Genomic DNA, 9563 nt, shown 5'->3' on the forward strand with positions numbered 1-9563 from the left:
AGTCTGTAAGATATCTGTAGTAAGATTGTTCATAGGGAAGTCCTCTTTTCTGTGAATGTAGTGTGGTAACTCTATTCTACAGAAGGGGCTTCCTTTTTTCTATTTACACAAGATATTTTACACTCTCCAAAACAAAACTTATCATTCTATTAGTTATATCTTAGATTTAACTAATTACAAATGTTTTTATATATCAGATGACTTTGTCTTTTTCATATCTATAATTAATTTTATCTTATGTTACCATGAAGGAGAATAATAATGGGAAAAGCCGTTGTGCATGTTACATTTACTGGAAATGTTGAGTTTGAATTCGAAAATTCTGGTGATTTACTAGATTACGAATTAATCGATATGGCTATGGAGAACTTCGCTGAAAAACCTGAATTATTTGGTCAACTCTCTGAGTATGACTGGAAAATAGAACGCAAATAATCTGGTTTAGAGATTTATTAAACTATTTACTAGTTGAAAGTTATGTTTATTGCTTTCTATTTGGTATAATTAAAGTAGAATTAAAATTACTTGGAAGGTGAGTAAATGGATAATAAATCTCAATCGAAAGGTAAAGCAATATTAGTTGAAGTATTGAACGCATTGACTCACGGTATTGGTACGATTCTTAGTATCGTAGGGCTAATCTTACTTATCATTAAAGGAATTGATGTATCTTCACCCACTGCTATATTCGCTTATGTCGTTTACGGCGCAAGTTTAGTCATACTTTTTCTGAATTCTACCCTTTACCATAGTTTAAGTTTTACAAAATTCAAAGATTTTTTTCAACGATTAGATCACAGCGCAATTTATATTTTGATTGCTGGTACATATACACCTTACGTAGTTATTGGTGTAGGTGGACGATTAGGACTATTTTTCTTAATTTTAGTTTGGGGCTTAGCATTGATTGGAATCTTTTTTGAACTTTTCCATATTAATAAGTTTCCACGCTTAAGTACTTTTATGTACTTAGGATTAGGTTGGTTAGGTGTCACAATCATCTATCCACTTCTACAAACCATCGAAATTACAGGTATCGCTCTACTCGCAATTGGTGGTATTGTTTATTCCTTAGGAACAATCTTCTATAGTATGAAAAATAACAAGTGGATGCATATTATTTGGCACTTGTTTGTTATGGCTGGTGCTTTCTTCATGTACATCAGCGTATTATTTTATGTATAAAGAAACATCCATCCGTTTCGGCTGAAACGAATGGATGTTTTTATTTTGCTAAAGTATCCATAATGTTAAGGAGAGCACTCATCATATTATCTTCAAAGGGGGAGTGTCCTGCTTCTTCAATAATTTCTAATGAAGCATGTGGTAACTGTTGTTGTAACTCAAACGCCCCACTCACTCGACAATCAACATCATACCGTCCATGGACAATATGAATTGGGATATCTTTTAAGACTGAAACATGATTCGGCAAATAATTATCATCATCCCAAAACATGTTGTGTTTGAAGTAATGGGCTTCTAATAAGCCAAGTGATAAATCCCCTGGTTTAACTAGAGACACTTCTTGTTTGACTGGCTTATGTAACACTAGACTAGATTCCCAAAGATTCCATTGTTGGGCAGCTGCCTCTCGCTCTTCTTTACTACCTTGGGTCATAAGATCATAATAGGCACTGATTAAATCACTTTGTTTATCTTCTGCGATAAATGATTTATATTGTTCAAATTCAGCAGGATAAAACTCACTTGCACCAAACTTAAACAACCAATCAATATCCGCTTGTCGGCCTAAGAATATTCCTCGCAAAACAAGATGCTTCACTTTTTCTTGATATTTAATAGCGTACGCTAAGGCTAATGTTGAACCGTAACTTCCACCAAAGACAATCCACGAGTCAATGTGACAATGGAGACGAATGACTTCTAAGTCCTCGACACTCGCATCAACCGTATTATTCTCAAGTGATAAAAAGGGTTTGCTGCGTCCTGTCCCTCTTTGATCAAATAAAATAATCCGGTATTTCTCTGGGTTAAAAAAACGACGTGATTTCTCACTAATAGCTCCCCCAGGACCACCATGTAGAAATACTACTGGAATACCCTCTGGATTCCCACATTCTTCAACATATAAAGAATGACCATCAGTGACATCAATATGATAGCTCTCATTTACTGGTGTATTTAAGTAACCAAGTGTCATATTTTTTCTCCCTCTATTTCTTACTCATTTGAATAGATTTATTAATAGCTGCAGTTACGCCTTTGTTAATCGCTGATTTAAATCCAGCATGTTCAAGCGCAACAACACCCGCAATTGTCGTGCCATTTGGGCTAGCTACTTTATCTTTCAGTTCGCCTGGATGCATACCCGTCTCTATAACCATGATAGAAGCGCCTTTTACAGCCTGTGACGCCATTTTACGACTTTGTTCACGTGAGAGACCATGTTCTACTCCAACGTCGCTCATCGCCTCTATCAGTTGATATATGAAGGCTGGGCTCGACCCAGCTAAACCAGTTACAGCATTAAAAAGTGATTCTGGTATCGCTTCGACGATACCTGCGTACTGTAGACTTTTTTCAAAAAGAGTTATTTTTTCAACGTCAGTATTTTCTGATGTACAATATGCAATATACCCTTCGCCAATTTCGACTGGCGTATTTGGCATGGTACGAATCCATTTATGTGAAGCGGGTGTAAAAGTTTCTAGTTGCGCGATTGATAACCCCGCAGCCATACTCACCCAAGTTTTTGGTTTAGATTCAATGACTAAATCATCGAGTTGTTCAAAGATCGTTCCAAATTGATTTGGTTTCACCCCAATAAAGATGATGTCTGATTCATTGATTAATTCATCCAATGATTCTGATCCGACAACGTCTGCGCCAACTTGTTCAGCTAAGACGGCTAATTTCTCTTGTGTGCGGTTATGTAATATCATCGAGTACCCTGCTTTAAGTATTGCTTTTGCAATCGCAGACCCCATATTACCAACGCCGATCATTCCAATTGTTGGCATGTTATCCCTCTTTCTTTAGTCTAGTCCCACACGTTTGAATATAGCATCTACTTGTGTTAAATGATATGAAGGATCAAATAAGTTATTGACCTCATCTTTTGATAATTTTTGATTGATAGTTTTATTTTCTTTAACTAATTCTTCAAAGGATTTTGATTCATCCCAAGCAATCTTAGTCAGTGGTTGAACTAAATCATAGGCTGCTTCACGTGTTAGACCTGCATCTATAAGTGATAACATGACACGTTGTGAATAAATTAAGCCGTATGTTTTTGCCATGTTTTGTTCCATGTTCTCAGGTAAGACAGTTAATTTCTCAATGATATTCGCGAAACGATTGATTTGGTAATTTAGTAAAGTTGTTATATCTGGTAAGATAATTCGCTCTGCTGAAGAGTGTGAAATATCACGTTCATGCCATAGTGAGACATTTTCGTATGCGGGTGTAATGTATCCACGCATTACTCTTGCTAAACCAGTCACATTCTCACTACCAATCGGATTACGTTTGTGAGGCATTGCTGATGAACCTTTTTGTCCTGCAGCGAAGTATTCTTCAACTTCACGTGTTTCAGTTTTTTGTAGTCCTCTAATTTCAGTCGCAAATCGTTCGATACTTGTCCCAATTAACGCCATAACCGCAACGTAATGTGCATGTAAATCACGTGGCAATACTTGGGTTGAAATATCTTGAGCACGGATACCTAATTGTTCACAGACGTAAGCTTCAACTTCAGGAGGTGTATTGGCAAATGATCCAACTGCACCACTCATTTTCCCTGCTTCAACATCTTTCGCCGCTTCTTCAAAACGCTTTTGATTACGTTTTAACTCAGAGTAAAATCCAGCTAATTTCAAGCCGAAAGTTGTTGGTTCCGCATGAACACCATGGGTTCTTCCCATTTGAATGGTGTATTTGTGTTCTTTAGCTTTTTTACCAACAACATCGATGATGCGTTGAATATCTTTTCTTAATATGTCATTGACTTGTTTTAATTGGAAGCCGTATGCTGTATCGACCACATCTGTACTTGTTAAACCGTAATGAATCCATTTACTTTCATCACCTAAGCTTTCACTCACACAACGAGTAAATGCTACAACATCATGACGCGTTTCTTCTTCAATTTCTAAGATTCGCTCAACAGTAAAGCGCGCATTTTGTCTAATCTTGTCTACATCTTCTTGTGGAATCTCATCTAAGTTTGCCCAAGCTTGGCATGCTTCAATCTCAACTTCTAACCATGTTTCGTATTTCTTCTCAAGGGACCAAATATTTTTCATTTCTGGTCTTGTATAACGTTCAATTGTCATTATTTACCCTCTTCCTTACGTTGCCACCATTCATAGCGGTGTTTATGAATATTTTTTTCGTCTGTTTCGCCCCGAACGACTTTTGATAATTCCCAGTTCTCTTCATCAATCTCTGGCATGACAACATCATTCAAAAATTTATCCTCGATAACTGTTCTTACCACTCGATCCGCATAATCAATTAAATCTAAGAAAACTTTAGCTCCACCAATAACCATTAAATTACGGTCTTCTGACAAAGCCAATACGTCTTCAATCGTATGAACGACGGTTAGCTCTGGAACATCTTGTCCATATGTTGTATCGGTTGTTAATACAACCGTTTTTCGACCCGGTAGTAGTCGTCTATTCATAGATTCAAACGTTCGACGCCCCATTAACATTGTGTGTCCCATGGTCGTATCTTTAAAGAATTTTAAATCATTAGGCAAATTCCACGGTAGGTCGTTTTTATATCCAATCCCACCATTTAAATCTTGTGCATATACAAATGTTATCATCATTTCACTTCCTTAAACTGCGATCGGTGCTTTTATTGAAGGATGCGGATTGTAATTCTCTACTTTAATCTCATTACTTTCAATTTGATCCAATTTTGCTTCACTTTGAATTACGAGTTGAGGTAACGGTCTAACATCTCTTTCTAATAACAGTTTAACTTGTTCAAGGTGGTTTGAATAAATGTGAGCATCACCAATTGTATGAACAAAATCTCCGACCTCTAAACCTGTTTCACGTGCAATCAAATGCGTTAATAATGCATAACTCGCGATATTAAATGGTATACCTAAAAAGATATCGCCACTTCTTTGATATAATTGACAACTTAATTTGCCATCTGCCACATAAAACTGGAATAAGGTATGACAAGGTGGTAAAGCCATTGAAGGAACATCTTCTGGGTTCCAAGCGGAAACAATGTGACGTCTTGAATCGGGATTTGTTTTAATTTGGTCAATGACTATTTTAATTTGATCAAGGGTGTCACCATTACGTAATTGCCATGCTCGCCATTGTTTACCATAAACATCCCCTAAGTGACCAAATCGTTCACTAAAGTCATCATTCGTAAGTATTTCATTTTGAAATTTAGTCATTTCTTCATCGTATTGAACTTTAAAAGTTTCGTCGATTAAGGCACGTCTACCGAAGTCAGTCATATCTGGTCCTTCATACGCATCACTTTCAATATAATTTTTAAAAGCCCATTCGTCCCATATATGGTTATTGTTTTCTAATAGGTAGCGTATATTTGTATCTCCACGGAGAAACCAAAGTAATTCTGATTTAATGAGGCCAAATGGTACGCGTTTAGATGTCAATAAAGGAAAACCTTCTTGAAGATTAAAGCGCATTTGATGCCCAAATATGCTCAAAGTTCCAACACCTGTCCGGTCCTCTTTTTTTGTTCCTTCGTTTAATACTTTTCTTACTAAATCTTGATATTGAGTTGTCATTCTATAATTATCCTTCCTATAATGAAAGTTCACTTAAGTACTCATAACGTTCATAATACTCTAGTAAAGCTAACTCTAGACTTTCTACCTTTTCTTGTAATTCCATTAATCTATATGCATCACTGCCTTGTGTAGCCATTTCTGCTTGAGTTGTTTCAATTTCTGCTTCAATTTCTGCGATATCTTTTTCGATTGTCGCCCATTCTTTTTTCTCACTATAAGACATGCGTTTTTTCTCAGTCTTTACTTTTTCGTTGTCTTTTTTCGGTGCATCTTTACTTACTGTCTTCTCAGCTTGAGCGGGTGCCTTACTTTGTGTATTTAAATAATCACTATAATTCCCGTAAATTAACTTAAATTTACCTTCGCCTTGAATGTCTAATAATTGATCCACCGTTTTATCAATGAAGTAACGGTCATGGGATACGATAATTACGACTCCGACAAAGGAATCCAAGTAATCTTCTAGCACCGTGAGTGTTTCAATATCTAAATCATTGGTTGGCTCATCTAAGAACAATACGTTTGGTTCTTGAATTAATAATGTCAGTAAATATAAACGTCGGCGCTCACCACCTGAAAGATATTTAATTTGAGTACCGTGAGTCACTCTAGGGAAGTTAAACTGCTCTAACATTGATGCTGCTGAAACAGATTGTCCTCCATCCGTTTGAAATTCGTCCGCAATTTGTGTTAAATACTTTAGAACGCGCATCTCACCAGGTAAGTCTTGATCCAATTGACGGTAGTAAGCCATCTTAACTGTTTGTCCAATTTCATACACACCAGTTGTAATTGGATGTAATCCAGCTAAGGTGTTTAAAAAAGTTGATTTACCGATACCATTCTCACCAATAATACCTAGTCGTTCACCTTTGATAAAACTATTCGTAAAGTTCTCAATAACAGTCTTATCACCAATCTCAACTGTGACGTTTTCTAAATCCATAATTCTTTGTCCGATTCTTTGTTGATCAAAGTTAAAATCAATCGCTTCATCTGCTTGATTACGTGATTCTATCGAACCTTTTAAATCTTCAAAACGATTGATACGCGCTTGTTGTTTAGTAGTTCTTGCTTTGGCACCCTTGCGCATCCAACTAAGTTCTTGTTGGAATAAGCGGTTTTGTTTCTCTTGCATTCTTTCGTTATTGGCTGCTTCTTCGCTTCGTTTAGTTAAATAGTCTTGATAATTCCCAGAATATTCTCTCAATTGCCCAAAATTTAGTTCTACAATTTTGTTAACTGAACGCTCTAGGAAGTAGCGATCATGCGTTACGAGTAATAGAGCTCCTTTATAAGTAGCTAAATATTTCTCTAACCATTGAATCGATGATATGTCTAAATGGTTTGTTGGCTCATCTAAGATTAATAAATCAGGTTCAGATATTAGCACTTGAGCAATCCCAATACGTTTACGTTCCCCACCTGAACATGTAGATACGAGACGACTTAAATCATTCAGGCCAAGCTGACTTAAGATTGTTTTGGCATTCACTTCAATTTCCCAACCATTATTTAAATTCATTTCATCACTCATCTTAGTGAAGCGGTCGAAATTGGTCGGATTCTCAGGATCATTTTCCAAATCTAAGCGTGCTTTTTCATAGCGTAATAACTTTTGAATTTGGGGTGCTGGGCTATCATAGACTGTCTCTAATATCGTCTTATCTAAATCCAATTCTGGATGTTGATCCAAATAGCCAATGCGGTAATCATTAGGTTTGAGTATCTCTCCTTCGTCATATGTATCGATATTGGCAATCACTTTTAATAGTGAACTTTTCCCAGTCCCGTTTGGCCCAATCAAACCAATTCGGTCTCCTGTGCGAATCGATAAGTCAACTCCACCTAGTAAAGTTTTTGTTCCGTAAGTTTTATGTAAATTTGTAATTTTTAATTCTTTCATATCAAAACTCCTCGCTAAATTCACTATATTATAACATAGAATAGACTGAAAAAAATCCAGGAACGATTAGGTCCCTGGGTATAATTACATCCCTCCAAATTGACTACGATATAAGTCAGCATAAATATTGCCTAACTCTAATAATTCCTCATGTGTTCCATCCTCCATTATTCCCTCAGGCGTTACAACGATGATGCGATCTGCATTTGTAATTGTTGCTAATCGGTGGGCAATGACGAGTGATGTTCGTCCTTGTGACAATTCATCGAGTGAAGTTTGGATAAATCGTTCAGTAGCAGTATCTAAAGCACTTGTAGCTTCATCTAAAATAAGAATTTTTGGATTTTTTAAGAAGATTCTAGCAATTGATAAGCGCTGTTTCTGCCCCCCTGAAAGCGAAACACCTCTTTCACCAATCTGAGTATCAACCCCATCTGGTAAATTTGAAATCACTTCTCGTAATTTAGCTGAATCAATGGCTGCTTTAACCTCTTCATCAGTTGCATCCAAGCGACCATACAGTACGTTCTCTTTAATCGTCCCATCAAATAAAAAGACATCCTGTTGGACAATACCAATTTGTTTCCGTAATGAACGCATTGTCACATCCTGAATATCTACCCCATCAATCGTTATTTTGCCGCCGGTAATTTCATAGAATCGAGGTAATAAATTTACTAACGTCGTTTTACCAGCGCCTGATGGTCCTACAAAAGCAACAGTTTGACCAGCTTTAATATCAATCGTTACATTTTCTAGGACGGGTTTTTCTTTTTTATAACCGAAAGAAACATTATCATAGCGAATATTCCCTTCAAACTTAGGAGCTTCAACTGCATTGGGGCTATCGAGAATATCTGGTTCTTTATTCAATTCTTCTTGTAATCTCACAAAACCAGCATAACCTTTTGGATAAACTTCTAACATCGCATTAATTCTCTCAAGTGGACGAATAAATACATTCGAAAGTAGAATATATCCAACGAGCTCACCAATTGTTAGTTCACCTACAATTGTATAATAAGAACCCGCCAGCAAGGCAAACAGATTGATTAAACGCATGACAATATAATTAAACGAAGAACTCGTTGCCATAGAATTATAAAATCTAACCATTGCTAATCGGTATTTCTCTGCTAAATCAGCGAAAATATTATTCTCGTATGTCTCATTAGCAAAAGCTTTAACTACTCTCATCCCACTAATTGAGTTTTGAATTCCAGCGTTAAACCGGCCCAAGTTTTGTTTAATACTCACATTAATATTAACCATATAACGGCTAAACAGCCCCAGTATAACACCTAAGATAGGAATTAAGGCGACAGTCATTAATGCTAATGGGACATGTACATTTAACATTAACAGAAACGCTCCAACTAAAGTCATAATCGTTATAAAAACATCTTCGGGTCCGTGGTGAGCTAATTCACTAATTTCGAACAAATCCGTTGTAATACGACTCATTAAGTCCCCAGTCTTCATCTTGTCAAAATACGCATACGATTGCTTTTGAAAATGCTCAAACAACTCTTTGCGCATGTCTGTCTCAATATGGCTCCCAAAGACATGGCCGATATATACGACTATATAATTCATAGTCGTATTAAATAAATATAAAGCAAATAATAATACTGAGAACATGACAATATGACGTAAATTTCCTTGTGGCAATATTTGATCAATCACCATATTCACGGCAATCGGAAAGAATAATTCTAAGATAGCTGAAATAACAGCACAAATAAAATCGATTGCAAATAATTTTTTATATGCGCCGATTGTAAAATTAAGCTAGACAACTAAAACAGCCATTTGTGGTACACTCAACTTGTAATTCCGACCAAAGAATACAAAGGAGTGACCACAAATGACCTACACCCATCTTACCACGGATGAACT

At 36.4% G+C, this 9563-nt stretch carries 9 protein-coding genes; 2 read left to right on the plus strand and 7 right to left on the minus strand.

Translation table 11 applies throughout. The features are described 5' to 3' along the window. Positions 1-261: 261 nt before the first annotated feature. The gene (locus tag ACEN4N_RS10405) at positions 262-435 is read left to right on the plus strand and encodes a hypothetical protein (protein ID WP_407094181.1); all 174 of its coding nucleotides are present in this window, start codon (positions 262-264) and stop codon (positions 433-435) included. Between the two features lie 105 nt (positions 436-540). After that, positions 541-1185 carry a hemolysin III family protein gene (locus tag ACEN4N_RS10410; protein ID WP_407090184.1) on the plus strand — a complete coding sequence of 215 codons (645 nt, stop codon included), beginning with the start codon at positions 541-543 and terminating at the stop codon, positions 1183-1185. A 40-nt stretch (positions 1186-1225) separates the two neighbouring features. Here ACEN4N_RS10410 and pip read toward each other — a convergent pair whose 3' ends face one another. The 7 genes from pip to ACEN4N_RS10445 form a co-directional block, all read right to left on the minus strand. Continuing rightward, the gene (gene pip, locus ACEN4N_RS10415) at positions 1226-2164 is read right to left on the minus strand and encodes a prolyl aminopeptidase (RefSeq protein ID WP_407094182.1); all 939 of its coding nucleotides are present in this window, start codon (positions 2162-2164) and stop codon (positions 1226-1228) included. 13 nt (positions 2165-2177) lie between these two features. Continuing rightward, positions 2178-2984, minus strand: coding sequence for a pyrroline-5-carboxylate reductase (gene proC, locus ACEN4N_RS10420; RefSeq protein WP_407094183.1), 807 nt, complete (start codon positions 2982-2984; stop codon positions 2178-2180). 15 nt (positions 2985-2999) lie between these two features. After that, positions 3000-4298, minus strand: a complete 1299-nt coding sequence (gene purB, locus ACEN4N_RS10425) for an adenylosuccinate lyase (RefSeq protein ID WP_407094184.1) — start codon at positions 4296-4298, stop codon at positions 3000-3002. Then, complete coding sequence (locus ACEN4N_RS10430; RefSeq protein WP_407094185.1) at positions 4298-4798, minus strand: dihydrofolate reductase; 501 nt, start codon at positions 4796-4798, stop codon at positions 4298-4300. Before ACEN4N_RS10430 ends, purB begins: the two co-directional genes overlap by 1 nt. A gap of 12 nt (positions 4799-4810) precedes the next feature. After that, positions 4811-5755, minus strand: a complete 945-nt coding sequence (locus ACEN4N_RS10435) for a thymidylate synthase (RefSeq protein ID WP_407094186.1) — start codon at positions 5753-5755, stop codon at positions 4811-4813. A 16-nt stretch (positions 5756-5771) separates the two neighbouring features. Next, positions 5772-7664 carry an ABC-F family ATP-binding cassette domain-containing protein gene (locus ACEN4N_RS10440; RefSeq protein WP_407094187.1) on the minus strand — a complete coding sequence of 631 codons (1893 nt, stop codon included), beginning with the start codon at positions 7662-7664 and terminating at the stop codon, positions 5772-5774. 84 nt (positions 7665-7748) lie between these two features. After that, entirely contained in the window at positions 7749-9443 is a 1695-nt protein-coding gene (locus ACEN4N_RS10445) for an ABC transporter ATP-binding protein (protein WP_407094188.1), read from the minus strand. Positions 9444-9563: the final 120 nt, after the last annotated feature.

It is taken from the genome of Ruoffia sp. FAM 20857 (assembly GCF_045528645.1).
GTDB lineage: Bacteria > Bacillota > Bacilli > Lactobacillales > Aerococcaceae > Ruoffia > Ruoffia halotolerans.

Bases quoted from the DNA above. Each gene is read 5' to 3' on its own strand.
- proC (WP_407094183.1), bottom strand. From the start codon at position 2,984: ATGCCAACAATTGGAATGATCGGCGTTGGTAATATGGGGTCTGCGATT.
- ACEN4N_RS10405 (WP_407094181.1), top strand. From the start codon at position 262: ATGGGAAAAGCCGTTGTGCATGTTACATTTACTGGAAATGTTGAGTTT.
- purB (WP_407094184.1), bottom strand. From the start codon at position 4,298: ATGACAATTGAACGTTATACAAGACCAGAAATGAAAAATATTTGGTCC.
- ACEN4N_RS10440 (WP_407094187.1), bottom strand. From the start codon at position 7,664: ATGAAAGAATTAAAAATTACAAATTTACATAAAACTTACGGAACAAAA.
- pip (WP_407094182.1), bottom strand. From the start codon at position 2,164: ATGACACTTGGTTACTTAAATACACCAGTAAATGAGAGCTATCATATT.
- ACEN4N_RS10435 (WP_407094186.1), bottom strand. From the start codon at position 5,755: ATGACAACTCAATATCAAGATTTAGTAAGAAAAGTATTAAACGAAGGA.
- ACEN4N_RS10410 (WP_407090184.1), top strand. From the start codon at position 541: ATGGATAATAAATCTCAATCGAAAGGTAAAGCAATATTAGTTGAAGTA.
- ACEN4N_RS10430 (WP_407094185.1), bottom strand. From the start codon at position 4,798: ATGATAACATTTGTATATGCACAAGATTTAAATGGTGGGATTGGATAT.